This window comes from Streptomyces colonosanans (genome assembly GCF_001866645.1).
Taxonomy (GTDB): Bacteria; Actinomycetota; Actinomycetes; order Streptomycetales; family Streptomycetaceae; genus Streptomyces; species Streptomyces colonosanans.
In genome coordinates, this window is record NZ_MLYP01000024.1 from 75,455 (window position 1) to 99,476 (window position 24,022).

Sequence of the window (24,022 nt, forward strand, 5' to 3'; positions counted from 1 at the left end):
TCAGTAAGGAGTTTCGGAACCCATGGACGCTGTGACCCAGGTCCCCACCCCTGTCAACGAGCCGGTGCACGGCTACGCCCCCGGCTCGCCCGAGCGCGCCCGCCTGGAGGTCAAGCTCAAGGAACTGGCCGAGAACCCCATCGACCTGCCGTGCACCATCGGCGGCGAGCGGCGCATGGGTGGCGGTGAGGCGCACCAGGTCGTGCAGCCGCACAACCACAAGGCCGTCCTCGGCACGTTCCACAACGCCACCGAGCAGGACGCGCAGGACGCCATCGACGCGGCCCTGGCCGCTGCGCCGGCCTGGCGCGCGATGTCCTTCGACGACCGCGCGGCGATCATCCTGCGTGCCGCCGAGCTGCTGGCCGGCCCCTGGCGCGAGACCATGGCCGCCTCCACCATGCTGGGCCAGTCGAAGACCGCTCAGCAGGCCGAGATCGACACCCCCTGCGAGCTCGTCGACTTCTGGCGCTTCAACGTCCACTACGCCCGGCAGATCCTGGCCGAGCAGCCCCCGGCCAACTCCCCGGGCGTGTGGAACCGCATGGACCACCGCCCGCTGGAGGGCTTCGTCTACGCGGTCACCCCGTTCAACTTCACGGCGATCGCCGGCAACCTGCCCACCGCCCCCGCCCTCATGGGCAACGTGGTGGTCTGGAAGCCGTCCCAGACCCAGACCCACGCCGCCGTGCTGCTGATGCAGCTGCTGGAGGAGGCGGGCCTGCCGAAGGGTGTCATCAACCTCGTCACCGGCGACGGCATCGAGGTCTCCAAGGTCGCCCTGAACCACCGCGACCTCGCGGGCATCCACTTCACCGGTTCGACCAAGACCTTCCAGTACCTGTGGAAGACGGTCGGCACCAACATCGAGAAGTACCGCTCCTACCCGCGTCTCGTCGGCGAGACCGGCGGCAAGGACTTCGTGGTGGCCCACCCGTCGGCCGACCGTGCGGTGCTGAAGACCGCCCTGACCCGCGGTTCCTTCGAGTTCCAGGGCCAGAAGTGCTCGGCCTCCTCCCGGGCCTACGTCCCGGCCTCCATCTGGAACTCCGGTTTCAAGGAGGAGTTCGCGGCCGAGGTCGACGGCCTGACCATGGGTGATGTCACCGACCTGTCGAACTTCATCGGCGCCGTCATCGACGAGCGGTCGTTCGCCAAGAACAAGGCCGCGATCGACCGCGCCAAGGAGGACGCGGCCTGCACGATCGTCGCGGGCGGCACCTACGACGACTCGGTCGGCTACTTCGTCCGCCCGACCGTCATCGAGTGCACCGACCCGGAGAACGAGGTCTTCACGACCGAGTACTTCGGCCCGATCCTCGCCGTGCACGTCTACGAGGACGACAAGTACGACGAGATGCTGACCCAGATGGAGTCGGTGTCGGACTACGCCCTGACGGGCTCGGTCATCGCGAACGACCGCGCTGCCGCGGCGTACACGATGGAGAAGCTCCGCTTCGCGGCCGGCAACTTCTACATCAACGACAAGTCGACCGGCGCCGTGGTCGGCCAGCAGCCCTTCGGCGGTGGCCGTTCCTCCGGCACCAACGACAAGGCGGGTGCCCCGCTGAACCTGCTGCGCTGGACCTCGACCCGCGCCATCAAGGAGACGCTGGTCCCGCCGACGGACTACACGTACCCGCACATGGGCTGACACCCGCGCGGTACCCCCGAACTCCGCCCCCGCTCTGGAAGCACTGTTCCGGACCGGGGGCGGTGCCATGTCCGGCGGCCCCTGAATACTGGTCCGATGGCCATCGAGCTGCTGCGCACCGCCCACACCGCCGAGCTGCGTCCCGACGAACTGCGTGCCGTGCGCGGGCTGTTGTACGACGCCTTCGACGCCGACTTCGGTGACGACGACTGGGACCATGCGCTGGGCGGTGTGCACGCGCTCGCGTACGACGCGCGCGGGCTCGCGGGGCACGGGGCGGTGGTCATGCGGCGGGTGAGGTACCGGGGGCGGTGGCTGCGGATCGGGTACGTCGAGGGCGTGGCGGTCCGGCACGACGTACGGCGGACCGGTCTCGGTGGCCGGATCATGGCCGCGCTGGAAGGGGTCATCACGCGCGCGTACGCCTTCGGCGCGCTCTCGGCGAGTGACGACGGCGCCCCGCTGTACGCGGCGCGGGGCTGGCGGGTGTGGGACGGGCGGATCCAGGTGCTCGGGCCGGACGGTGTGGTGCGGCTGGTCGAGGAGGAGGGCTCCACGTACGTGTGGCCGGCGATCGGTCCCGCGGCCGAACTGGTCTTCGACTGGCGCGACGGGGACGTCCTCTGATCCATCCGAGCCAGAGGAAAGCGCTGGTCAGCGGCGTGTGACCCGGTCCGCCGTCTCAGATAGTAGGAAGTCCGAGTAATGGTGGAGACAGATGTCCCGTCCTCACTTAGCTTGGTAGGAGCCGAACGTCTCGCTCGATCAAGCGAATGGCGGCCGTGAGCCGGGCCCTTGGCAGGCAACCCCTGCGGCACCGCTCCCCGCCCCTCCGGCGTCTCCCCCTTCCGCGCTCCCGGACTTTGAAGGAGTCGATTTCCCATGGCCGAGACGACCGCCCGCCGCCGAGTCCGTCACGTGTCCCGTACGAGCGAGTCCGACCGCAGGAACGCCGCCGCCGCGCTCCAGCGCGCCCTCGACCGCAGGGACAACGGCGGAGAGACCGGCCACTGAGCCGAAGCTGCACCGCACAGCCGGAATCCAGAGGGTGCGTGGCCCACCGTGGGCCGGTGGGTCCCGCACCGATGGACGAGGCGTGGTGTCCGCATCCCGGACGCGCGTGTCATTCCATGGGACAAGAGGTACGGTGCTGTCATGTCTCGCAGCATCAATCTCGCAGTGATTCCCGGTGACGGCATCGGCCAGGAGGTCGTGGCCCAGGGGCTCAAGGTCCTTTCCGCCGTCCTCCCGCAGGATGTGAAGCTGGAGACCAAGGAGTACGACTTCGGCGCCCGGCGCTACCACGCCACCGGCGAGACCCTCACCGACGCCGACCTGGAGCTGCTGCGGCAGCACGACGCGATCCTGCTCGGCGCGATCGGTGACCCGTCGGTCCCGTCCGGCGTCCTGGAGCGCGGCTTCCTGCTCAAGCTCCGCTTCGCCTTCGACCATCACGTCAACCTGCGCCCCTCCCGGCTGCTCCCGGGCGTCCGGACCCCGCTCGCGGGCCAGCCGGAGATCGACTTCGTCGTCGTCCGCGAAGGCACCGAGGGCCCCTACACGGGCAACGGCGGCACGATCCGCACCGGCACCCCGCACGCGGTCGCCACCGAGGTCTCGCTGAACACCGCGTTCGGCATCGAGCGCGTCGTGCGTGACGCGTACGCCCGTGCGCAGGCCCGCCCCCGCAAGAAGCTGGCCCTCGTCCACAAGAACAACGTGCTGGTGCACGCCGGTCACCTGTGGACGGACATCTTCAACAAGGTGGGCGAGGAGTTCCCCGAGGTCACCACCGAGTACATGCACGTGGACGCGGCGACGATCTACCTTGTCACACAGCCCGAGCGCTTCGACGTGATCGTCACCGACAACCTCTTCGGCGACATCATCACCGACCTGGCCGCGGCCATCTCCGGCGGCATCGGGGTCGCCGCCTCCGGCAACATCAACCCGGCCGGCGAGTTCCCGTCGATGTTCGAGCCCGTGCACGGCTCGGCTCCGGACATCGCGGGCCAGGGCAAGGCCGACCCGTCGGCCACCGTCCTGTCCGTCGCCCTGCTGCTGCGCCACCTCGGCTACGAGGCCGAGGCCGCCCGCATCGAGGAGGCCGTCTCCGTCGACCTTGCCGAGCGTGTGGGCAAGCCCGCCCGCAGCACCGACGAGATCGGCGACGCGCTCGCCGTACGAGTAGCCGGCTGATCCCGGCCGCCACTCACACTCCCTGAGAAGGCCGCCGGGTCCGCATCGCGCCCGGCGGCTTTCTCCTGCCTTCGCCGGGTGCCACCATCAACCCAACCCTGGGCAAGCAAATGGGCCGCGTTCACACCGTTTTCGTCCAGGTTCCGCGATTGCGATAATCGGACGCGGAGCCGCGGAATGAGGGAATGCTCGGACGTCCTACCACCCGCCACCGGCGGTAGCGGTATGGGCGTGAGCGCGGCCCGTCACACACCAACGGTGAAGGACACAACACACATGACGACGCCCACGATCGAGCTCAAGCCCTCCGCAAGCCCGCTCTCCGACACCGAGCGGGAGGCGGTTCTGGCCAACCCCGGGTTCGGCCGCCACTTCACCGACCACATGGTGACGATCAAATGGACCGAGGGGCGGGGCTGGCATGACGGTCAGCTCGTTCCGTACGCGCCGATCCCCCTCGACCCGGCCACCAATGTGCTGCACTACGCGCAGGAGATCTTCGAGGGTCTGAAGGCGTACCGCCAGCCCGACGGCTCGGTGGCCACCTTCCGCCCCGACAAGAACGCCCGGCGCTTCCAGCACTCCGCCCACCGCCTGGGGATGCCCGAGCTGCCGGTCGAGACGTTCATCGAGGCGTGCGATGTCCTCGTCCGGCAGGACCAGGCCTGGGTGCCGGCGCACGGCGGCGAGGAGTCTCTCTACCTGCGTCCCTTCATGATCGGCACCGAGGTCGGCCTCGGTGTGAAGCCGTCCAACGAGTACCTCTTCGTCGTCATCGCCTGCCCGGCGGGCGCCTACTTCCCGGGCGGTGTGAAGCCGGTCTCCATCTGGGTCTCCGAGGACCGCGTCCGCGCCGTCCCCGGCGGCATGGGCGACGCCAAGACCGGCGGCAACTACGCCGCCTCCCTGCTCGCCCAGGCCGAGGCCGCGGCCAAGGGCTGCGACCAGGTCTGCTACCTCGACGCCGTGGAGCACAAGTGGGTCGAGGAGCTCGGCGGCATGAACCTGTGCCTCGTGTACGGGAACAAGATCGTCACCCCGTCGCTGACCGGGTCCATCCTCGAGGGCGTCACGCGTGACTCCCTGCTGACCGTCGCCCGCGACCTCGGCTACGAGGCCGAGGAGGGCCGCGTCTCCATCGACCAGTGGCAGGCCGACTCCGAGAACGGCACCCTCACGGAGGTCTTCGCCTGCGGCACCGCGGCCGTCATCACGCCGGTCGGGACGGTGAAGCGCGCGGGCGCCGAGTGGAATCAGTCGAACGGCGAGCCCGGCGAGGTCACCCTCAAGCTCCGCGAGGCCCTGCTGGACCTGCAGCGCGGCACCCGCGAGGACAGCCACGGCTGGATGCACCGCCTCGGCTGATCCCCGGCCACGGACAACACGAACAGGGCCGCTCCGGACAACGCGTCCGGAGCGGCCCTGTTCGTGCGTGCGGCCGGGCGGCGGTGCTGACTGCCCCGTCCTCCCCACACCCTTTGAGTGTTGCTCAATAGCAGATCCCTATGACTTCTTGCACTCTTCCCGAGAATAGATCTCACGGTTAGAGTGGCGTTCTAAATCCGTGAGGCAAGGAGGCGCCGCGACGTGAGACTCACCCCCACAGAGCGTGACCGGCTGCTGCTCTTCGGGGCAGCCGAGCTGGCCCGTGTCCGCCGGGCCCGGGGCCTGAGGCTGAACGTGCCGGAGGCCACCGCGCTGATCGCGGACACCGTGTGCGAGGCCGCCCGCGACGGGAAGCGGCTCGCCGAGGCCATCGAGGCGGCCCGGTCCGTGCTCGGCCCGGACGATGTGCTGCCGGGCGTCGCGGACATCGTCACGGAGGTGCACGTCGAGGCGGTCTTCGACGACGGATCGCGGCTCGCGGTGGTCACCGACCCCATCGGGGGCCACCTGGCCGACCGGGCGCCGGGCGCACTGCTGCCGGGGCCCGAGCACACCGAGCCCGAGGCGGTCGTGCGGATATCCGTCACCAACACCGCCACGGTCCCGGTGTCCGTCACCTCCCACTTCCACTTCTTCGAGGCCAATCCGCGGCTCGACTTCGCACGGGAGCGGGCCTACGGGATGCGGGCCGCCGTACCCGCAGGGTCATCGGTCCGCTTCGGGCCGGGGGAGACCGTCGAGGTGGGGCTCGTACCGATCGGCGGCGACCGGATCGCCATCGGCTTCGCGGGCCTCGTCGACGGGCCGCTGGACGCGCCCGGAGCCAAGAAGGAGGCCCTGCAGAGGGCCGCAGCCTGCGGATACCTGGGAGCCGCGCGATGAACCCGTACGAGTACGCGTCCACCCACGGCCCCCGCGCCGGCGACCGCATCCGGCTCGGCGACTCCGGGCTGGTCGTGCGGGTCGAGTCCGACGCGCAGAAGTACGGCGACGAGTTCCTCGCCGGCTTCGGCAAGACCGCCCGTGACGGGCTGCACCTCAAGGCCGCAGCCGTGCGCGAGACCTGCGACGTCGTCATCAGCAACGTCCTCGTGATCGACGCCGCCCTCGGGATCCGGAAGGTCTCCATCGGGATCCGGGAAGGCCGGATCCATGCCATCGGGCGGGCCGGGAACCCCGACACCCTCGACGGCGTCGACGTCGTGGTCGGCACGGGTACGTCGATCGTGTCCGGTGAGGGGCTGATCGCCACCGCCGGGGCCGTCGACACCCACGTCCATCTGCTGTCGCCGCGCATCATGGAGGCCTCGCTCGCGTCCGGGGTGACCACGATCATCGGCCAGGAGTTCGGGCCGGTGTGGGGTGTCGGCGTCAACTCGCCCTGGGCGCTGCGGCACGCGTTCAACGCCTTCGACGCCTGGCCGGTCAACATCGGTTTCCTGGGCCGGGGTTCGTCCTCGGATTCCGCGCCCCTGGTCGAAGCGCTCGCCGAAGGCGGCGCCTCGGGCTTCAAGGTGCACGAGGACATGGGCGCCCACACGCGCGCGTTGGACACCGCCCTCCGCGTGGCCGAGGAGCACGACGTCCAAGTCGCCCTGCACAGTGACGGGTTGAATGAATGCCTGTCCGTCGAGGACACGCTCCGGGTCCTGGAAGGGCGGACCATTCACGCCTTCCACATCGAGGGGTGCGGCGGCGGTCATGTGCCCAACGTCCTGAAGATGGCGGGCGTCGCGAACGTCATCGGCTCCTCCACCAACCCCACCCTGCCCTTCGGCCGGGATGCGGTCGCCGAGCACTACGGCATGATCGTCTCCGTCCACGACCTGAAGACCGACCTGCCCGGCGACGCCGCCATGGCCCGCGATCGCATCCGGGCCGGAACGATGGGCGCCGAGGACGTGCTGCACGACCTGGGCGCGATCGGCATCACCTCCTCGGACGCGCAGGGCATGGGACGCGCGGGCGAGACCGTGCGCCGCACCTTCGCGATGGCCGGGAAGATGAAGGCCGAGCTGGGCCCGATGGAGGGCGACGGACCGGACGACGACAACGCCCGCGTCCTGCGCTACATGGCGAAGCTGACCATCAACCCCGCCATCGCGCAGGGCCTTGCGCACGAGGTGGGCTCCCTGGAGGCCGGCAAGCTCGCCGACATCGTGCTGTGGCGGCCGGAGTTCTTCGGCGCCAAGCCGCAGCTCGTACTCAAGTCGGGTTTCCCGGCGTACGGCGTGGTCGGCGACCCGAACGCGGCCACCGACACCTGTGAACCCCTCGTGCTCGGCCCGCAGTTCGGCGCGCACGGAGCCACCGCGGCCGATCTCTCCGTCGCCTTCGTCGCGCAGGCCGCCGTCGACCAGGGACACGACCGGATGCCGACCCGGCGCCGCAGGGTCGCCGTCCGCGGCACCCGCGGCATCGGCCCCGCCGATCTGCGTCTCAACTCCCGCACCGGGGCGGTCGACGTCGATCAGCGCACCGGCCTGGTCACCCTCGACGGCGACCCGCTCCGCTCCGCGCCCGCCGACTCGGTCTCCCTCAACCGCCTGTACTTCCTCTGAGGACCCTTCTGTGAACACTCCCGCCGCCGACGGCTTCCGTATGCCCGCCGAGTGGGCCCCGCACGAGCGCACCTGGATGGCGTGGCCGGGCCCCAACCCGACCTTCGACGATCCGGACGATCTGGCCGCCTCCCGCGCGGCCTGGGCGTCGGTCGCCCGCGCCGTGCGCCGCTTCGAGCCGGTGACCGTGGTCTGCGGCCCCGGTCAGTCCGCCGAGGCGCGCACCCTGCTGGGCGACGGCATCGAGACGGTCGAGCGCGATCTCGACGACGCCTGGATGCGCGACATCGGCCCCACCTTCCTCACCGACGGGCGGGAACTGGCCGCCGTGGACTGGACGTTCAACGGCTGGGGCGCCCAGCACTGGGCCCGCTGGGAACACGACGCGAAGATCGCCTCGTATGTCTCGGACCTCGCGGGGGCGAGGACGTACGCGTCGAAGCTCGTCAACGAGGGCGGCGCGATCCACGTCGACGGCGAGGGCACGGTCCTGCTCACCGAGACCGTGCAACTCGGCCCCGAACGCAACCCGCATTGGACGAGGGAGCAGGTCGAGGCCGAGATCCACGCCCACCTCGGCACCCGCAAGGCGATCTGGCTGCCGCGCGGCCTGACCGGCGACTACCCTCCCCACGGCTACGGCACCCTCGGCCACGTCGACATCGTGGCCGCCTTCGCCCGCCCCGGCGTCGTGGTCGCCCACCAGCAGCCGGACCCGGCGCACCCGGACCACGAGGTGACGAAGGAGGTCATCGGGATCCTGAGGTCCGCCACCGACGCGCGCGGCCGCCGCCTGGAGGTGGTCGAGGTTCCCGCGCCGACCGTCCTGGAGGCCGACGGCCGCTGGGCCGACTACTCCTATATCAACCACTACCTCTGCAACGACGGAGTCGTGCTGTGCGGCTTCGACGACCCCCGGGACGAGACAGCCACCGGGATCTTCCGCCGGCTGTTCCCCGAGCGGACGGTGACGCTGGTCGACGCCCGTACGATCTTCGCGGGCGGGGGAGGCATCCACTGCATCACGCAACAGCAGCCGAAGATCTAGGAGCCGCAGATGGCCGGTGCGCGCAGGAACGCGCCGCCGCGCGAGGACGTCCTCGCCGCCGCGATGCGCATGATCGCCGAGCGCGGGCTGGAGAAGCTCACCATGGCGGCGCTGGGTCGTGAGGTCGGGATGAGCAGCGGGCATCTGCTCTACTACTTCCGCTCCAAGGACGAGTTGCTGCTGCAGACCCTTGAGTGGAGCGAGGGCCGCCTGGGCGCCGAACGGGGCCGGCTGCTGAGCGGCCTCGGCCCGGCCCGGGAACGGCTGGCCGCGTACGTCGACCTGTACGTCCCCGACGGCCACCGCGACCCGCACTGGACGCTCTGGCTGGAGGTCTGGAACCGCTCGCAGACCGCCGCCGGCGACGCCCGCGACCGGCAGGCCGCCGTCGAGGGCGCCTGGCACCGCGACCTGGCGGCCCTGCTCGCCGAAGGGGTGTCGCGCGGGGAGTTCCGGCCGGTCGACCCGGACCGCTTCGCCGCCCGGCTGCGCGCCCTCCTCGACGGGTTCTCCATCCATGTGGCGATCGGTCTGCGCGGAACGGACCGGGAGCAGGTCCTGCGCCATGTGGGGGAGTTCCTGGACGAATCTCTCGGCTGACCAGCTAGTGCCCCGGCAGGCAACGTTTGCCCGTCAAGGAGCGGCGTCGTGGGGGCACCTCCCGCTCGAGCGAAGCCGAGAGTGGGGGAGCGTGCTCTCGGCGTGCCGGCCGGAAGCCCTCGTACTGGATGTACTTGGGTTTTCGGCCGGTGCGGCGAGTGGGGGTACCCCCTGCTCGAAGAGCTTGGGGGAGCGTGCCGGGCGTCGCGACGGGGCGAACGTTGCCTGTTGGGGCACTAGCGTGCGCTCGCAAAGGCGTGATCGCCCGTTCCCGGCCGAATGATCCGGCCAGGCGCCGTGAACGCAATGAACGAAACCCGAGGCGCTCTTGTCGCATCCGCGAACGACCGGCACGTTACCGGCCATGGGACGAGAGCATTGGAAGAGGATCTGGATCGGTTCGGCCGGCAACATGGTGGAGTGGTACGACTGGTTCGTCTACGCCAGCTTCGCCACGTACTTCGCCGGGGCGTTCTTCCCCGACGGGAACCCCACGGCCCAGCTCATGAACACCGCGGGCATCTTCGCGGTCGGGTTCTTCATGCGCCCGGTCGGCGGCTGGCTGCTCGGCCGGGTCGGTGACCGCAAGGGCCGTAAGGCCGCGCTGACCCTCACGGTCACCTTGATGTCCGCCTCCGCGATCCTCATTGCGATCGCACCGACCTACGCCGTCGCCGGGTACGGCGGCGCGCTCGTGCTGCTCGTCGCCCGGCTGCTGCAAGGGCTGTCGGTGGGCGGCGAGTACGCGGCCAGCGCGACCTACCTCACCGAGGCCTCCGACCCCGGGCGGCGCGGCTTCGCCTCCAGCTTCCAGTACGTCTCGATGACCGCGGGCCAGATCGTCGGCCTCGGTCTCCAGATCGTCCTGCAGCGCACCATGTCCGACAGCGCACTGCACAGCTACGGCTGGCGCATCCCGTTCGTGGTGGGCGCGCTCGGCGCGGCGGTGATCTTCTACCTGCGGCGGAACATGCTGGAGACCGAGGTCTACGAGGCCGACGACAACGGCGGCGATGAGCGCGGCACGCTGCGCGCGCTGTGGCGGCACAAGCGCGAGGCGTTCCTGGTGATCGCGCTGACCATGGGCGGCACGGTCGCCTACTACACGTACACCACGTACCTCACCAAGTACCTGTCGAACTCGGCGGGCCTGTCCAAGCAGACCGCGACCCTGGTCTCCTTCACCGCGCTGATCGTCTTCGCCTGCCTCCAGCCGTTCGCCGGACGGCTCTCCGACCGGATCGGCCGCCGCCCGCTGCTGATCACCTTCGCGATCGGCTCCACCTTCCTGACCGTGCCGATCATGACGATGCTGAAGCACGCGGGCGGCTACTGGCCGGCGCTGGGCCTGTCCCTGCTGGCCCTGATCGTGGTCACCGGCTACACCTCGATCAACGCGTGCGTGAAGGCGGAGCTGTTCCCGACGGGGGTCCGCGCCCTGGGGGTCGCCCTGCCCTATGCCATCGCCAACGCCCTCTTCGGCGGCACGGCGGAATACGTAGCGCTGTGGTTCAAGAACGCGGGCGCCGAGTCCGGCTTCTACTGGTACGTGGCGGGCTGTGCGGCCGTGTCCCTGGTCGTCTACCTCACCATGCGGGAGACCCGGGACCTGGACCTCACCAGGATGAAGGACTCCGAGCCGTCCTCGTTGACGCCCGCATCCTGAAGCCGACGCCCGCATCCTGAGACGGCGATGAGTGCGGGGGCGGAATGTGCCAAACTTCCCCCGTGCTCTCGTTCGCCATGATTATTGGCAGCAGGCGCGCCGGTCCGCAGTGACCGTCCCGCACGACCCGGTGCGGGCGGCCATCGTCGTCCTCGACCCGCGCGCAGACCTCTCGCACCCGCGAGGGGTTTTTCGTTTTCCTGGCCCACCTTCAGCCGGGAGGGAAGCGCGAGGGACCATGGAGGGACGGTGGAACCGGTCATTCCGGTAGACCGAGACCCAATACAGGAGCCTTCACACCATGACGGAAACCAGCGAGCTCGACGACTCGTTCCACGTCTTCGACACGACGCTGCGTGACGGCGCGCAGCGCGAGGGCATCAACCTCACCGTCGCGGACAAGCTGGCCATCGCACGGCACCTGGACGACTTCGGCGTCGGCTTCATCGAGGGCGGCTGGCCTGGTGCAAATCCGCGCGACACCGAGTTCTTCGCTCGCGCCCAGCAGGAGATCGACTTCCGGCACGCCCAGTTGGTCGCCTTCGGCGCGACACGCAGGCCCGGCGCCAAGGCGGCGGAGGACCTCCAGGTCAAGGCCCTGCTGGACTCGGGGGCGCCGGTGATCACCCTGGTCGCCAAGTCCCACGACCGCCATGTCGAGCTGGCCCTGCGCACCACGCTGGACGAGAACCTGGAGATGATCCGCGACACGGTCTCCTGTCTGCGCGCGGCGGGCCGCCGGGTCTTCGTGGACTGCGAGCACTTCTTCGACGGTTACCGGGCGAACCCCCAGTACGCGAAGTCGGTGGTCCGCGCGGCGGCGGAGGCGGGCGCGGACGTCGTCATCCTCTGTGACACGAACGGCGGCATGCTGCCGGCGCAGGTGCACGCGGTGGTCTCCACGGTCCTGGCGGACACGGGCGCCCGCCTCGGCATCCACGCCCAGGACGACACGGGATGCGCGGTCGCGAACACCCTGGCCGCGGTGGACGCGGGCGCGACCCACGTGCAGTGCACGGCGAACGGCTACGGCGAGCGGGTGGGCAACGCCAACCTGTTCCCGGTGGTGGCGGCCCTGGAGCTGAAGTACGGCAAGAAGGTGCTGCCCGAGGGCAGGCTCCGCGAGATGACGCGGATCTCGCACGCGATCGCGGAGGTCGTGAACCTCACCCCCTCCACACACCAGCCCTACGTCGGCGTTTCGGCCTTCGCCCACAAGGCCGGCCTGCACGCGTCCGCGATCAAGGTCGACCCGGACCTGTACCAGCACATCGACCCCGAGCTCGTCGGCAACACCATGCGGATGCTGGTCTCCGACATGGCGGGCCGGGCGTCCGTGGAGCTCAAGGGCAAGGAACTGGGGGTGGACCTGGGCGGCGACCGGGAGCTGGTCGGCCGGGTGGTGGAGCGCGTGAAGGAGCGCGAGCTCAAGGGCTACACGTACGAAGCGGCGGACGCGAGCTTCGAGCTGCTGCTGCGCGAGGAGGTGGCGGGGAAGCCGCTGCGCTACTTCCGCACGGAGTCCTGGCGGGCGATCGTCGAGGACCGCCCCGACGGTACCCACGCCAACGAGGCGACGGTCAAGCTCTGGGCGAAGGGCGAGCGTATCGTGGCGACAGCGGAGGGCAACGGCCCGGTCAACGCCCTGGACCGCGCGCTGAGGGTCGCCCTGGAACGGATCTACCCCGAGCTCGCCGCCCTCGGCCTGGTCGACTACAAGGTCCGCATCCTGGAGGGCAAGCACGGCACGCAGTCCACGACGCGCGTCCTCATCTCCACGTCCGACGGCAGGGGCGAGTGGTCCACGGTGGGCGTGGCGGAGAACGTGATCGCGGCGTCGTGGCAGGCGCTGGAGGACGCGTACACCTACGGTCTGCTGCGCGCGGGCGTGGAACCGGCGGAGTAGATCTCCAGGGTTGCCCGTCCCGCCCCTCCTTCCGGGGCGGGACGGCCCCTTTTGGGGGAGTTCAGGTAGCTTCGTACTATGAACGCCAGGCCGGTTCGCATATGCGCCATACCGTTGGTCGCCCTGCTCATAGCGCTCCTGACGGTGCTGTCCACGGGAGCAGCCCGCGCGTACACGGCGACGAATATCTCGGTCATCGCCGAGTCACTGCGCAAAGGCCCGGTGTACGTCGACCCCGCGGCCTCCGGGCAGCTGTCGCCCCAGGACGCCGACGCCCTCGCGAAGAAGATCAAGGACGCCGACAAACCCGTCTTCGTGGCGGTCCTGCCCGCGGATTACCCCACGCAGAACCTCTTCTCCGACCTGCGCACGGCCACCGGCATCACCGGCGTGTACGCGATCCGTCTCGGTGATCGCTTCGACGCGCGGGCGGACTCCTCGGTCCTGCCCCGCACCGCCGTGGTGAACCTGACCGCCAGCGTCCAGGGCGAGAGTGCCAAGGCCCAGCTGAACGACTTCACCGACCGCGCCCTCCTGAACGTCCGCGGCCACGCCCCGTCGAGCTGGGGCACCGCGGGCGCGGGCGGCGGGTTCTCGTCCACTTCCCTGATCGCGGCGGGTGCGGTGATCGTTGCGGCCGGCGTGGGCGCCTATGCACTCGTACGGGTGAACCGGCGCCGACGGGAGGAGGAGCAGCGGGCCGCGCTGGAGAAGCTGCGGGTCGTGGTCGACGAGGACATCACCGCCTTCGGCGAGGAGCTGGACCGCCTCGACTTCCAGCCGGCGGAGCCGGGTGCGGACGACGCGATGCGCGCGGACTACGTGCGGGCGCTGGACGTGTACGACCAGGCGAAGTCGTTCATGGCGGCGGCCGAGCGCCCCGAGGACGTGAAGGCCGTGACCCAGGCCTTGGAGGACGGCCGCTTCTCGCTGGCGGTGCTCGCCGCCCGGCGCGCCGGCAGGCCGCTGCCCGAACGCCGGCCGCCCTGCTTCTTCGACCCGCGCCACGGTCCGTCCATCGCCGACGCGACCTGGACGCCCCCGGGCGGCAGTCCGCGCGAGGTCCCTGTCTGCGCGGCCGACCGGTCCCGGCTGGCCGACGGCCGCGAGCCCATGGTCCGCGAGGTGGACACGGAGTACGGTCGCCGCCCCTACTGGGACGCCGGCCCGGCCTACGGCCCTTGGGCGGGCGGCTACTTCGGCGGTGGCATGCTGCCCGGCCTGCTGGTCGGCACGCTGCTCGGCAGCATGATGTCCACCCCGTCGTACGCGGCCGGCTACGGCACCGGCTACGGCGACTTCGGCGCCGCCGGCTACGACGGCGGGGACGTCTCGGGCGCCGACTTCGACCCCGGAGACTTCGGCGGCGGCTTCGGCGACGGCGGGGGAGGGGGAGACTTCGGAGGCGGCGGGGACTTCGGCGGAGGGTTCTGACCGCGTCCGCAGGGGGCTCCTGGTGATCGGTGGCCCTACGCGCTACGACATCCGCGGCACGACCAGCCCCGACTCGTACGCCACGACGACGGCCTGCGTACGGTCGCGCAGCCCGAGCTTGGACAGGACACGGCTGACGTGCGTCTTCACCGTCTCCTCGCCGACCCGCAGGCGCCCGGCGATCTCCGGGTTCGAGAGCCCTTCCGCCAGCAGCCGCAGCTCAGCTGGGCCACGACACCGGCGACGGTGAGCGCCCCGAACGGCACGAGCGCCAGCACACCGGCGGCGCTCAACCCGAGCGCGGCCCCCGCCCGGGCCACCCGCTCGGACCCGAGAACGAAGAACAGCGGCAGGGTCGTGGCGGGCGCGAGCAGCAGCACGGCCGCGAAGCCGCCCCGCAGATCGCCACCGCGGACGAGGACTTCGCCGACGGAGAGCAGGGCCAGTATCGCGGGCAGCAGCCGCAGCACCCTTTCGTCCGCCATCCCTCTCTTCCCCTCACCCACCCCGCTATTGTGCCGAGACGCCCCGCCGACGGCGTCCCTCGTGCGAGGGACCTCCCGGGCGTGACGACGCTGGCCTCGACCAGGCCTAGCCTCCCTCGACATGAGCGACGCAACCATCGAAGTCCGCGATCTGCGCAAGCGGTTCGGCCGGACCGTCGCCGTCGACGGACTCTCCTTCACGGTTCAGCCCGGCACGGTCACCGGTTTCGTAGGCCCCAACGGCGCGGGCAAGTCCACCACCATGCGGGCGATCCTCGGCCTGGACGCCCCCGACCAGGGCACGGCACTCATCGGCGGCCGCCCCTACCGCGACCTGCGCACCCCCCTCTTGGAGGTCGGCGCCCTCCTGGACGCCGCCGCACTGCACCCCAGCCGTCGCGGACGCGACCATCTGCGCTGGCTGGCCCACTCGCACGGCCTGCCCACGCACCGCGTGGACGAGGTTCTCGAACAGGTCGGCATGGACAAGGCGGCCAGGCGCCGGGCGGGCGGCTACTCGCTGGGCATGCGCCAGCGCCTCGGCATCGCGGCCGCCCTGCTCGGTGACCCCCCGGTCCTGCTCCTGGACGAACCGGTCAACGGCCTGGACCCGGAGGGCATCCAGTGGATCCGCACCCTTCTGCGCCGACTGGCGGCCGAGGGTCGCGCCGTCCTCGTCTCCAGCCATCTGATGAGTGAACTGGAGGACACCGCCGACCACTTGGTCGTCATCGGCCGCGGCCGGCTGATCGCCGACAGGGCGGTCGCCGACCTGCTCGCCGCCGCCTCCGGTGACCGCGTCAGGCTGCGCACCGCCGCCCGCACGGAGGCGCTGGAACTGCTCGCCCGGGAGGGCGGCACGGTGACGGTCACCGACCGCGAGACGCTCACGGTCACCGGACTGCCCGTGGAACGCATCGTCGAGCTGCTGAGCGAGGCACGGGTGCCCGTCACCGAGGTGGGGGCGCACCGGGCGACGTTGGAGGAGGCGTACATGGAACTCACCCGGGAGGCGGTCGAGTTCGGCTCCTCACCGGACGGCGAGGAGGTCACCCCGTGACGACGACGCTCACCCCCTACCGTTCCCGTCTTCACCCGGCCCGCGCCGGATTCGCCCGTTTGCTGCGCGCGGAGTGGGCGAAGTTCTGGACGGTCCGTGCCTGGCTGCTGGTCCTGGCCGTGGCGGCGGCCGTCACCGTGGTGATCTCGCAGCTCGGGGCGAGCGGCTCCATCGACACCGGCGCGGGCGAGCTCATCGCCGGCCCCGACGGCACGGTGGTCCGCGATGCCTTCCGCTTCACCCACCGCCCGCTGACCGGCGACGGCAGTATCACTGTCCGCGTCACCGGCCTGAAGGGCGTGCGGGGCGGTCTGGAGTCCTGGGCCAAGGCCGGGATCATCGTCAAGAAGGACCTGCGGCCCGGCTCCCCGTACGCGGCGGTGCTGGGGACTCCCGACCACGGCGTCCGCATGCAGTGGAACTTCACCCAGGACACGGCGGGCAGCACGGCCGATGTGGCCTCGGCCCCGCGCTGGCTTCGCCTGACGAGGAAGGGCGACCTGCTCACCGGGTACGAGTCGGCGGACGGCCGGACCTGGACAAAGATCAAGGAAGTACGGCTGGACGGCCTGCCGCGCACGGTCGAGGTGGGCCCGTTCGTCGCCACACCCGACCATCAGAAACTGCACCGCTCCTTCGGTGGCACGAGCGAGACGTCCGGCGGGGGAGAGGTGACGGGGACGTTCGGCCACCTGTCCCTGCGGGGCACCTCGGCCGCCGCGCGCTGGACGAGCACGGACGTGAGCGGCCCGATCCCGGCCGGCGTCCGGGAGGGCGCGACGGGCCGGACGGCCGTCTCCGCCTCCGGTTCCTACACGCTCACCGGCCACGGCGACATCGCCCCCGACGAGACGGTCGGCGACACCGTCCAGATGAGCTTCCAGGGGGTCTTCGTCGGTGTGCTGTTCATGGTCGCACTGGGCGCGCTTTTCGTGACCAGCGAGTACAAACGGGGTTTGATCCGTACGACGTTCACGGCGACACCCGGCCGGGTGCGGGTCCTGGCGGCGAAGACGCTGGTGATCGCCACGGTGACGTTCGTGGTCGGCCTGATCGCCACGGCGGTGGCCTTCCCGCTGGCCCAGAGCCGCCTGCGGGCGAACGGCTACAAGCCCCCCGCCTTCCCCGACTACTCGCTCCTGGACGCCACGGCGCTCCGCGCGGTCGTCGGTAGCGCGGTCCTGCTGTCCCTGGTCGCGGTCCTCGCTCTGGCGGTGGGTGCGCTGGTGCGCAGCAGCGCGGGCACCATCGCGACCGTCCTCGTGCTGGTGATCCTCCCGCAGATCCTGGCCTTCGCGCTTCCCCTCCCCACCGCACACTGGCTGCTGCGGCTGACCCCGGCGGCGGCGTACGCGATCCAGCAGGGGCTGACGTACTACCCGCAGGTGGAACACAACTGCCTGCCGGAGAGCGGCTGTTACCCGATGGCCCCGTGGAACGGCCTGCTGGTGCTGGTGGCGTATGCGGCGGTGGCCCTGCTGCTGGCGGGGTGGCGGCTGCGCAGGAGGGACGTGTGATGAGGTCCCTGCACGCCGAGTTGACGAAGCTCCGCACCCTGCCGAGCATCTGGTGGCTGCTGGCGGCGACGGTGGTGCTGATGGTGGCGTTGGGTGCGGCCGCGGTCGACTCGGTCACCTCCCAGGCGTGCCTGTCGCCCGCCGACTGCCACGAGGACACGGTGAAACTGAGCCTGACGGGCGTGTGGCTCGGCCAGGCGGCTTGCCTGGTCCTCGGCGTGCTGTCGATGGGGGCGGAGTACAGCACGGGCATGATCCGTACGACGCTCACGGCGGTGCCGATCCGCCGGCGCCTGCTGGTGTCGAAGGCGACGGCGCTGTCCCTGCTGACAGGGGCGGCGGGAGTGGTGGCGGTCCTGGCCTCGCTGTGGACCGCCCGCCTGATCCTCCCGCTCCATGGCTCAACCCTGCGCCCCGCGACGGGCACGGTCCTCTGCCTCATCCTGGTGGCGTTGCTGGGCCTGTCCCTGGCCACCCTGCTGAGGGACACGGCAGCCGCGATCATCTGCGGCCTCGGCCTGCTCTACATCGTCCCGCTCCTGGCGGACATCCTCCACTCACCCACCTGGCAGCACCGCCTGGAACGCTGGGCCCCGATGCCGGCGGCCCTGTCGATCCAGGCGACGAGAAACCTGGACCACCTGCCCATCGCCCCCTGGCCGGGCCTGGGCGTCCTGGCGGCGTACGCGCTGGGGTTGCTGGTGGCGGGCTCGGTCCTGTTCGGGCGGCGTGACGCGTGAGGACCGCGCCAGGTGGCGGGGCTTGTCGGTCGGGGCGCCAGCTGGGCCCTGGCCAAGATGCCGGCTGGACCGGCAAGTTGGTGCCACTCAGCTCCGCGTATGCTCGCACGCGGTCGGCTCGTCGAACGCCCCGAGGAGGTCACGGCGTGAGCAAGTTTGCGGCCCAGGTCATCGGCACCAGGCGGCTGGACCTGCTTCCGTTGGACGTCGAGCACGCCGAGGAGATGGCCGTAGTGCTGTCCGATCCGGCCCTGCACACTTTCATCGGCGGCACTCCGGACACCCCGCAGGCCCTGCGTTCGCGCTACCGGCGCATGACCGCAGGCTCTCCCGATCCAGCCGTCATCTGGCTGAACTGGGTGATCCGACTCCGCGATGAGTCCTGCCTGACGGGTACGGTCCAGGCGACGGTCAGCCCCTCCGGACATGGCCTCCTCGCCGAGATCGCCTGGGTGGTGGGGACCCCGTGGCAGCGAAGAGGCATCGCCACCGAAGCGGCCCGAGGACTCGTCGACTGGCTCAGCCGACAGCCCGTGCACACCGTCATCGCCCACATCCACCCCGAACACCGGGCATCCGCTGCCGTCGCCAAAGTCGCCGGGCTCGCGCCCACCGATGAATGGCACGACGGCGAGATCCGATGGCACTGGAGCATCAGGCGATGACTTCAAGACTCCTTTGCGTGCCGCTCGCCCGCGCCTGAGACAACGGAGGTGCGCAGCGTGAACCGAATGGGTTCCTGACTCCACTTCCCAGTAACGAGGTTGCGCGCATGGAAGGATGAGGCCATGTGGTCACGCCTGCCCCTGGGGGAGAAGCTCAGCGCCGAACTGGGTTCACCCCGACGGGTCCGCAGGCTGGGCAGCAGCCCGCGCTCACGGGTATGGCGGGCCGAGCTGTCGGGCACACCCGTAGTGGTCAAGCAGCTCATCGACGGACCGGAAGCGGCCGAGAGGTACGCCCGCGAGGTGTCTGCCCTGCACCTCGCGTCCCAGGTCGATCCGCCTGTGGTTCCGATGCTTCTCGGTACAGATCCAGGTGAACGGGTGCTGGTCCTGGAGTACTTGGACCACCAGAAGCCACGCGAGGACTGGATGGTGGACTACGCGGCAGCGCTGGCCCGGCTCCACGCGGCCACCGGCGCTGACGCGGCAGGCAGTCTTCCGACCTGGTCGGGCCCGACCCAGGGTGACGTCGACTCGTTCCTCAGGCTGGCCCGGACGCTCGGCGTGGAGGTGCCGGCCGGGGTTCAAGCGGAACTCGACGGCCTGCTGAACCGCCTGACCGAGACGGCGGGCCATGCCCTGCTGCACGGCGATCCCTGTCCCGGCAACGACATGCACACCGGGACCGGTGTGAGGTTCATCGACTTCGAACAGGCCGCGCTGGGTAACGGCCTTGTGGAACTCGCCTACCTGCGCATCGGCTTCCCGACCTGCTGGTGCGTTACCGCTCCCGACGCCGACGTACTGGACGCGGCAGAGACCGCCTACCGCACGACATGGCGCGACTCGACAGGCGCCGAGGTCCAAGGCGATCTCATGGACGCGTGCGCCGGCTGGCTGCTACGGGGCGATGCCTTGGTCCAGCGGGCCCAGCGCGGTACCAGCGACCACCTGGGCGAAATCCCGAACCAAGACTGGAAGTGGGGCACCGCGACCGCCCGTCAGCGCCTGGTCCACCGTCTTCGGGTCGTCAGCCGGATGACCGCTGAGAGCAGTGACCTGAAGGATCTCGGAAGAATCGCCGCGGCCATGCGCGAACGGATGCTCATCCGCTGGCCCAAGCTTCGACCGCTGCCGCCGCAACGGCCGTAGGCGACCTTTCGCCCGGCGCGCCCGCAGCGCATCCCCCCGAGCCACGGGCCGCGGCCGGGCGTGGGCACCGCCCCAGCGGCCGGGTCCACGGGGGTGTGTATCGGCGGAGTGTGACATTTTTGGCAGATGTGTCACATCTGCAGAATCCCCTCCCGGTGAGCAGCCGCCGTCACACCATGTGCATGGACGCGACCAGGCCTGGCGGCGGACTCGATTCCGTTCAGGCGGCGTGACGTGTGAGGAACTCGCTCCAGGCGGCGGGGGAGACGGTGAGGGCGTCACCGTCGGGGGTTGGAGTCGCGGATGTGGATGGAGAGTTCCCGCGCCCGATTCCTCTCCGCCGTCGTGGGGCCGCACTTCGAGCAGGTCTGCCGGGAGTGGGTGGCGCACTTCGCGTCGCCGGACACCCCGGGCGGCATGCCCATCGAGGTGTCGTACGGGACCGTCGCGGACCCGGAAGCGCGCACCAGCCACGAGATCGACGTGGTGGTGCGCGGCGCGGTCGGCCAGGACAGCGGAGTGCTGCTCTCCCTGGGCGAGGCCAAGTGGGACCAGGTCATGGGTGTGGGTCATCTGGACCGTCTGCGCCGGGTCCAGTCGCTGTGCTCGCCACCCGTGGCGTCGACAGGTTCGCCGTACGGCTCGCGTGCTACAGCGGCGCGGGATTCAGCGACGACCTGAGGGCGGCCGAGGCCCGGGGTGAGGTGATCCTGGTCGATCTGCCGCGGTTGTACGAAGGCGAATGACCCCGGGCGCCCGTCCGCCACACGACCAGGCGTCCGCCCTCCCCATCATGTGGGCGGGCGCTGAGCGTGACGGTGGTGGCGATCACGCCTGCCTGATCGCCGAGATGTCCAGCACCAGCTTGATCTTGTCCGAGACCAGCACACCGCCCGTCTCCAGTGCCGCGTTCCAGGTCAGGCCCCACTCCGAGCGCAGGATTTCCGCCTTGCCCTCGAAGCCGACGCGCTCGTTGCCGAACGGGTCCTTGGCCGCGCCGTTGAACTCCAGGTCGATGGCGAGCGGCTTGGTGGTGCCGAGGATGGTCAGGTCGCCGGTGATCCGGTACGCGTCGCCGCCGAGCGCCTCCGCTTTGGTGGAGCGGAACGTCATGGCCGGGTGTTCGTCGGTCTTGAAGAAGTCCGCGCTCTTCAGGTGGCCGTCGCGGTCCGCGGACCCGGTGTCGATGCTGTCCATCCTGACGTCGATCGAGGCCGTGGACCTCGACGGGTCCGTGCCGTCGAGGTGCAGCGTGCCCTCGAAGTCCTGGAAGCCGCCCTTGACGTTGGTGACCATGGCGTGGCGGGCCACGAAGCCGATCGTGCTGTGCGCCGGGTCCAGCGTGTAGTCGCCGGTCAGCGCGGCGAGCTCGGGGTTCACCCGGGCGGCCGGCGTGGTGGCGGTGGAGGTGGCGAGGTCGCCGGTGCTGCTCTTGCGGCCGAAAATGCCCATGATGTGCTCCTTGGGGACGAGTGCGCGGTCTCCACGGGAGGCCGCGGCGCCGAAGCTGTTTAATCTTCAACGAGCCGAACGCAATCGACGGTAGACCCATTCCGTTCAAGTTTCAACATCATCGGGAATGTGTTGCCGATGTCGCCGTGCGTGACGACGATGAGGGAGGTGCGGCGTCTCCGGGACGGTGGCCTCAGAGGGCCGTTCGAGGTTCCGTGTCACTCCAGGGGCGGCATATGCGCCTCGCCGATGTGTGTCGGTACTCGGCCGACGGCTTTGTGTGACCTCTACAACGTCAGGGCCTTCTGGGCAGTCAGATCGGCTGCATGGGGGAATGGTTCTGTTCGGTGGTACCAGGAAAACAGGCCTGAGACTGTGCGGAGTCGACGGCCCGGTTTCCTTGGTCTACTTCGTAAGGTCACTACATGACCGTTTTGGACGAGGCTGTAGACACCGGGAGCGGGCCCACGGACGCGCGCGGGCGCGTCGCCGAACTGCACGAGATTCGTGCGCGGGCCCTGGCCGGCCCCAGCGAGAGGGCGACCGAGGCACAGCACGCCAAGGGCAAGCTGACGGCGCGGGAGCGCATCGAGCTGCTGCTGGATCCGGGCTCGTTCCAAGAGGTCGAGCAGCTGCGCCGGCACCGGGCGACCGGATTCGGCCTGGAGGCCAAGAAGCCGTACACGGACGGTGTGATCACCGGCTGGGGCACGGTGGAGGGCCGTACGGTCTTCGTCTACGCCCATGACTTCCGCATCTTCGGCGGTGCGCTGGGTGAGGCCCACGCCACGAAGATCCACAAGATCATGGACATGGCCATCGCGGCGGGCGCGCCGCTGGTGTCGCTGAACGACGGCGCGGGCGCCCGTATCCAGGAAGGCGTCAGCGCGCTCGCCGGCTACGGCGGCATCTTCCAGCGCAACACCAAGGCGTCCGGAGTGATCCCGCAGATCTCGGTGATGCTCGGCCCGTGCGCGGGCGGCGCGGCCTACTCCCCGGCGCTGACGGACTTCGTGTTCATGGTCCGTGACACCTCGCAGATGTTCATCACCGGGCCGGACGTGGTCAAGGCCGTGACCGGTGAGGAGATCACCCAGAACGGGCTCGGTGGCGCCGATGTGCACGCCGAGACCTCCGGCGTGTGTCACTTCGCCTACGACGACGAGGAGACCTGCATCGCCGAGGTGCGCTACCTCCTCTCCCTCCTCCCGCAGAACAACCGGGAGAACCCGCCGCGGGTCGCGAGCGCGGACCCGGTGGACCGCCGCGGCGACAGCCTGCTGGACCTGGTGCCGGCGGACGGCAACCGGCCGTACGACATGGCGAAGGTCATCGAGGAGATCGTCGACGACGGCGAATACCTGGAGATCCACGAGCGCTGGGCGCGCAACATCATCTGCGCGCTGGCCCGTCTGGACGGTCAGGTGGTGGGCATCATCGCCAACCAGCCGCAGACGCTCGCCGGTGTCCTGGACATCGAGGCCTCGGAAAAAGCTGCACGTTTTGTGCAGATGTGTGACGCTTTTAACATTCCGTTGGTGACGTTCCTGGACGTCCCCGGGTTTCTTCCCGGTGTCGACCAGGAGCACGGCGGAATCATCCGTCACGGCGCGAAGCTGCTGTACGCCTACTGCAACGCGACCGTGCCGAGGATCTCGCTGATCCTGCGCAAGGCATACGGAGGCGCCTACATCGTGATGGACAGCCAGTCCATCGGAGCGGACCTCACCTACGCCTGGCCGACCAACGAGATCGCCGTGATGGGTGCGGAGGGTGCCGCCAACGTCATCTTCCGACGCCAGATCGCCGGGGCTGAGGACCCGGAGGCCATGCGGGCACGGATGGTCAAGGAATACAAGTCCGAGCTGATGCACCCGTACTACGCCGCCGAACGCGGTCTGGTGGACGACGTCATCGACCCCGCCGAGACGCGTGAGGTCCTGATCAGGTCGCTTGCGATGCTGCAGTCCAAGCACGCGGACCTGCCCTCCCGCAAGCACGGCAACCCCCCGCAGTAGCCGAGCGGACCCGCCGCGGCAACTCCGCGGACCCCTCTCTCACGGAGACCGACACCCATGAGCAACTCTGACATTCGCGTCGAGAAGGGCCACGCCGAGCCCGAGGAGGTGGCCGCCATCACGGCCGTCCTCCTGGCCCGCGCCGCCGCCCAGTCGCCCTCCACGACCCCGGCCCACCGAGGCCGCGCCAAGGCAGGCTGGCGCCGCCTGGACCGCGAGCCGGGCTTCCGCGCACCGCACAGCTGGCACGCATAGGCCCGGCGCCAGCCGGGTTTCGAGGGGTCCCTCCGCTTCGGAGGGGCCCCTCTTGTCATGCCGTTGTGCGGGTACATGCGGGTACATCGGGCACATGAAGAAGGGCCCCTCCGGTGAGGAGGGGCCCTGGCGCGCACACAAGCCGCACCTCGGCGGTGCCTACCGCAGGCGCGCCATCAGCGCGTGCTCCACGAGGGTGATCAGCGCGCTCTTGGCGTCCGCGC

22 protein-coding genes and 2 pseudogenes are annotated in these 24,022 nt (G+C 70.2%); 20 read left to right on the forward strand and 4 right to left on the reverse strand.

From position 1 onward, the window contains the following. The first annotated feature begins 22 nt into the window (after positions 1–22). The 12 genes from pruA to BIV24_RS09635 all read left to right on the forward strand — a co-directional run bounded on the left by pruA (position 23) and on the right by BIV24_RS09635 (position 14,454). The gene (gene pruA / locus BIV24_RS09585) at positions 23–1,654 is read left to right on the forward strand and encodes an L-glutamate gamma-semialdehyde dehydrogenase (protein ID WP_071365786.1); all 1,632 of its coding nucleotides are present in this window, start codon (positions 23–25) and stop codon (positions 1,652–1,654) included. A gap of 96 nt (positions 1,655–1,750) precedes the next feature. Next, entirely contained in the window at positions 1,751–2,281 is a 531-nt protein-coding gene (locus BIV24_RS09590; protein ID WP_071365787.1) for a GNAT family N-acetyltransferase, read from the forward strand. Positions 2,282–2,536: 255 nt separating this feature from the next. After that, the gene (locus BIV24_RS35975; protein WP_107459322.1) at positions 2,537–2,668 is read left to right on the forward strand and encodes a hypothetical protein; all 132 of its coding nucleotides are present in this window, start codon (positions 2,537–2,539) and stop codon (positions 2,666–2,668) included. 141 nt (positions 2,669–2,809) lie between these two features. After that, positions 2,810–3,853, forward strand: coding sequence for a 3-isopropylmalate dehydrogenase (locus BIV24_RS09595; RefSeq protein WP_071365788.1), 1,044 nt, complete (start codon positions 2,810–2,812; stop codon positions 3,851–3,853). 276 nt (positions 3,854–4,129) lie between these two features. After that, the gene (locus BIV24_RS09600) at positions 4,130–5,218 is read left to right on the forward strand and encodes a branched-chain amino acid aminotransferase (protein ID WP_071365789.1); all 1,089 of its coding nucleotides are present in this window, start codon (positions 4,130–4,132) and stop codon (positions 5,216–5,218) included. 222 nt (positions 5,219–5,440) lie between these two features. Continuing rightward, positions 5,441–6,121: an urease subunit gamma gene (ureA, locus tag BIV24_RS09605; protein ID WP_071365790.1), complete on the forward strand. Its 681-nt coding sequence runs from the start codon at positions 5,441–5,443 to the stop codon at positions 6,119–6,121. Beyond that, complete coding sequence (locus BIV24_RS09610; protein WP_071365791.1) at positions 6,118–7,800, forward strand: urease subunit alpha; 1,683 nt, start codon at positions 6,118–6,120, stop codon at positions 7,798–7,800. The genes ureA and BIV24_RS09610 overlap by 4 nt, the downstream gene beginning before the upstream one ends. A 10-nt stretch (positions 7,801–7,810) precedes the next feature. Continuing rightward, positions 7,811–8,848 carry an agmatine deiminase family protein gene (locus tag BIV24_RS09615; protein ID WP_071365792.1) on the forward strand — a complete coding sequence of 346 codons (1,038 nt, stop codon included), beginning with the start codon at positions 7,811–7,813 and terminating at the stop codon, positions 8,846–8,848. 9 nt (positions 8,849–8,857) lie between these two features. Continuing rightward, entirely contained in the window at positions 8,858–9,448 is a 591-nt protein-coding gene (locus BIV24_RS09620; RefSeq protein WP_071365793.1) for a TetR/AcrR family transcriptional regulator, read from the forward strand. Between the two features lie 364 nt (positions 9,449–9,812). Then, positions 9,813–11,114, forward strand: coding sequence for an MFS transporter (locus BIV24_RS09625; protein WP_071365794.1), 1,302 nt, complete (start codon positions 9,813–9,815; stop codon positions 11,112–11,114). A gap of 301 nt (positions 11,115–11,415) precedes the next feature. Continuing rightward, a complete protein-coding gene (gene cimA, locus BIV24_RS09630) occupies positions 11,416–13,020 on the forward strand; it encodes a citramalate synthase (protein WP_071365795.1) in 1,605 nt (534 codons plus the stop codon). Between the two features lie 78 nt (positions 13,021–13,098). Then, complete coding sequence (locus BIV24_RS09635; RefSeq protein WP_071365796.1) at positions 13,099–14,454, forward strand: hypothetical protein; 1,356 nt, start codon at positions 13,099–13,101, stop codon at positions 14,452–14,454. A gap of 42 nt (positions 14,455–14,496) precedes the next feature. On the opposite strand, the pseudogene BIV24_RS31535 reads toward BIV24_RS09635, so the two are convergent. After that, positions 14,497–14,673: pseudogene (locus BIV24_RS31535) on the reverse strand (response regulator transcription factor); the annotation flags it as partial. After that, positions 14,601–14,939 (reverse strand): hypothetical protein, encoded by a 339-nt coding sequence (locus BIV24_RS09640; RefSeq protein ID WP_071365797.1) that lies wholly within the window; start codon positions 14,937–14,939, stop codon positions 14,601–14,603. The pseudogene BIV24_RS31535 and the gene BIV24_RS09640, both read right to left, overlap by 73 nt. Positions 14,940–15,060: 121 nt before the next feature. On the opposite strand from BIV24_RS09640, the gene BIV24_RS09645 reads away from it, so the two are divergent. From BIV24_RS09645 to BIV24_RS09670, 6 genes are all read left to right on the forward strand, one after another. Further along, positions 15,061–15,999 carry an ABC transporter ATP-binding protein gene (locus tag BIV24_RS09645; RefSeq protein WP_071365798.1) on the forward strand — a complete coding sequence of 313 codons (939 nt, stop codon included), beginning with the start codon at positions 15,061–15,063 and terminating at the stop codon, positions 15,997–15,999. Then, the gene (locus BIV24_RS09650; RefSeq protein ID WP_071365799.1) at positions 15,996–17,516 is read left to right on the forward strand and encodes an ABC transporter permease subunit; all 1,521 of its coding nucleotides are present in this window, start codon (positions 15,996–15,998) and stop codon (positions 17,514–17,516) included. The genes BIV24_RS09645 and BIV24_RS09650 overlap by 4 nt, the downstream gene beginning before the upstream one ends. After that, positions 17,516–18,256, forward strand: a complete 741-nt coding sequence (locus tag BIV24_RS09655) for an ABC transporter permease (protein WP_071365800.1) — start codon at positions 17,516–17,518, stop codon at positions 18,254–18,256. The genes BIV24_RS09650 and BIV24_RS09655 overlap by 1 nt, the downstream gene beginning before the upstream one ends. Positions 18,257–18,402: 146 nt before the next feature. Continuing rightward, positions 18,403–18,921, forward strand: a complete 519-nt coding sequence (locus BIV24_RS09660) for a GNAT family N-acetyltransferase (RefSeq protein WP_071365801.1) — start codon at positions 18,403–18,405, stop codon at positions 18,919–18,921. A 123-nt stretch (positions 18,922–19,044) separates the two neighbouring features. Then, positions 19,045–20,073 carry a phosphotransferase family protein gene (locus BIV24_RS09665; protein ID WP_071365802.1) on the forward strand — a complete coding sequence of 343 codons (1,029 nt, stop codon included), beginning with the start codon at positions 19,045–19,047 and terminating at the stop codon, positions 20,071–20,073. 309 nt (positions 20,074–20,382) lie between these two features. Then, positions 20,383–20,754, forward strand: coding sequence for a hypothetical protein (locus tag BIV24_RS09670; protein ID WP_177198664.1), 372 nt, complete (start codon positions 20,383–20,385; stop codon positions 20,752–20,754). Between the two features lie 147 nt (positions 20,755–20,901). On the opposite strand, the gene BIV24_RS09675 is transcribed toward BIV24_RS09670, so the two are convergent. After that, positions 20,902–21,525 (reverse strand): YceI family protein, encoded by a 624-nt coding sequence (locus BIV24_RS09675; RefSeq protein ID WP_071365804.1) that lies wholly within the window; start codon positions 21,523–21,525, stop codon positions 20,902–20,904. A 425-nt stretch (positions 21,526–21,950) separates the two neighbouring features. On the opposite strand from BIV24_RS09675, the gene BIV24_RS09680 reads away from it, so the two are divergent. Next, complete coding sequence (locus tag BIV24_RS09680; RefSeq protein WP_071365805.1) at positions 21,951–23,543, forward strand: acyl-CoA carboxylase subunit beta; 1,593 nt, start codon at positions 21,951–21,953, stop codon at positions 23,541–23,543. Positions 23,544–23,600: 57 nt separating this feature from the next. Further along, positions 23,601–23,798: an acyl-CoA carboxylase subunit epsilon gene (locus BIV24_RS09685; protein ID WP_071365806.1), complete on the forward strand. Its 198-nt coding sequence runs from the start codon at positions 23,601–23,603 to the stop codon at positions 23,796–23,798. Positions 23,799–23,957: 159 nt separating this feature from the next. On the opposite strand, the pseudogene BIV24_RS33135 reads toward BIV24_RS09685, so the two are convergent. Continuing rightward, positions 23,958–24,022, reverse strand: a pseudogene (locus BIV24_RS33135) (ATP-binding protein); the annotation flags it as partial.

Excerpts from the sequence above, each read along its gene's own strand:
- pruA (WP_071365786.1), top strand. The coding sequence starts at position 23 with ATGGACGCTGTGACCCAGGTCCCCACCCCTGTCAACGAGCCGGTGCAC.
- BIV24_RS09590 (WP_071365787.1), top strand. The coding sequence starts at position 1,751 with ATGGCCATCGAGCTGCTGCGCACCGCCCACACCGCCGAGCTGCGTCCC.
- BIV24_RS35975 (WP_107459322.1), top strand. The coding sequence starts at position 2,537 with ATGGCCGAGACGACCGCCCGCCGCCGAGTCCGTCACGTGTCCCGTACG.
- BIV24_RS09595 (WP_071365788.1), top strand. The coding sequence starts at position 2,810 with ATGTCTCGCAGCATCAATCTCGCAGTGATTCCCGGTGACGGCATCGGC.
- BIV24_RS09600 (WP_071365789.1), top strand. The coding sequence starts at position 4,130 with ATGACGACGCCCACGATCGAGCTCAAGCCCTCCGCAAGCCCGCTCTCC.
- BIV24_RS09610 (WP_071365791.1), top strand. The coding sequence starts at position 6,118 with ATGAACCCGTACGAGTACGCGTCCACCCACGGCCCCCGCGCCGGCGAC.
- BIV24_RS09620 (WP_071365793.1), top strand. The coding sequence starts at position 8,858 with ATGGCCGGTGCGCGCAGGAACGCGCCGCCGCGCGAGGACGTCCTCGCC.
- BIV24_RS09625 (WP_071365794.1), top strand. The coding sequence starts at position 9,813 with ATGGGACGAGAGCATTGGAAGAGGATCTGGATCGGTTCGGCCGGCAAC.
- cimA (WP_071365795.1), top strand. The coding sequence starts at position 11,416 with ATGACGGAAACCAGCGAGCTCGACGACTCGTTCCACGTCTTCGACACG.
- BIV24_RS09635 (WP_071365796.1), top strand. The coding sequence starts at position 13,099 with ATGAACGCCAGGCCGGTTCGCATATGCGCCATACCGTTGGTCGCCCTG.
- BIV24_RS09640 (WP_071365797.1), bottom strand. The coding sequence starts at position 14,939 with ATGGCGGACGAAAGGGTGCTGCGGCTGCTGCCCGCGATACTGGCCCTG.
- BIV24_RS09645 (WP_071365798.1), top strand. The coding sequence starts at position 15,061 with ATGAGCGACGCAACCATCGAAGTCCGCGATCTGCGCAAGCGGTTCGGC.
- BIV24_RS09655 (WP_071365800.1), top strand. The coding sequence starts at position 17,516 with ATGAGGTCCCTGCACGCCGAGTTGACGAAGCTCCGCACCCTGCCGAGC.
- BIV24_RS09665 (WP_071365802.1), top strand. The coding sequence starts at position 19,045 with ATGTGGTCACGCCTGCCCCTGGGGGAGAAGCTCAGCGCCGAACTGGGT.
- BIV24_RS09670 (WP_177198664.1), top strand. The coding sequence starts at position 20,383 with ATGGAGAGTTCCCGCGCCCGATTCCTCTCCGCCGTCGTGGGGCCGCAC.
- BIV24_RS09675 (WP_071365804.1), bottom strand. The coding sequence starts at position 21,525 with ATGGGCATTTTCGGCCGCAAGAGCAGCACCGGCGACCTCGCCACCTCC.
- BIV24_RS09680 (WP_071365805.1), top strand. The coding sequence starts at position 21,951 with ATGACCGTTTTGGACGAGGCTGTAGACACCGGGAGCGGGCCCACGGAC.
- BIV24_RS09685 (WP_071365806.1), top strand. The coding sequence starts at position 23,601 with ATGAGCAACTCTGACATTCGCGTCGAGAAGGGCCACGCCGAGCCCGAG.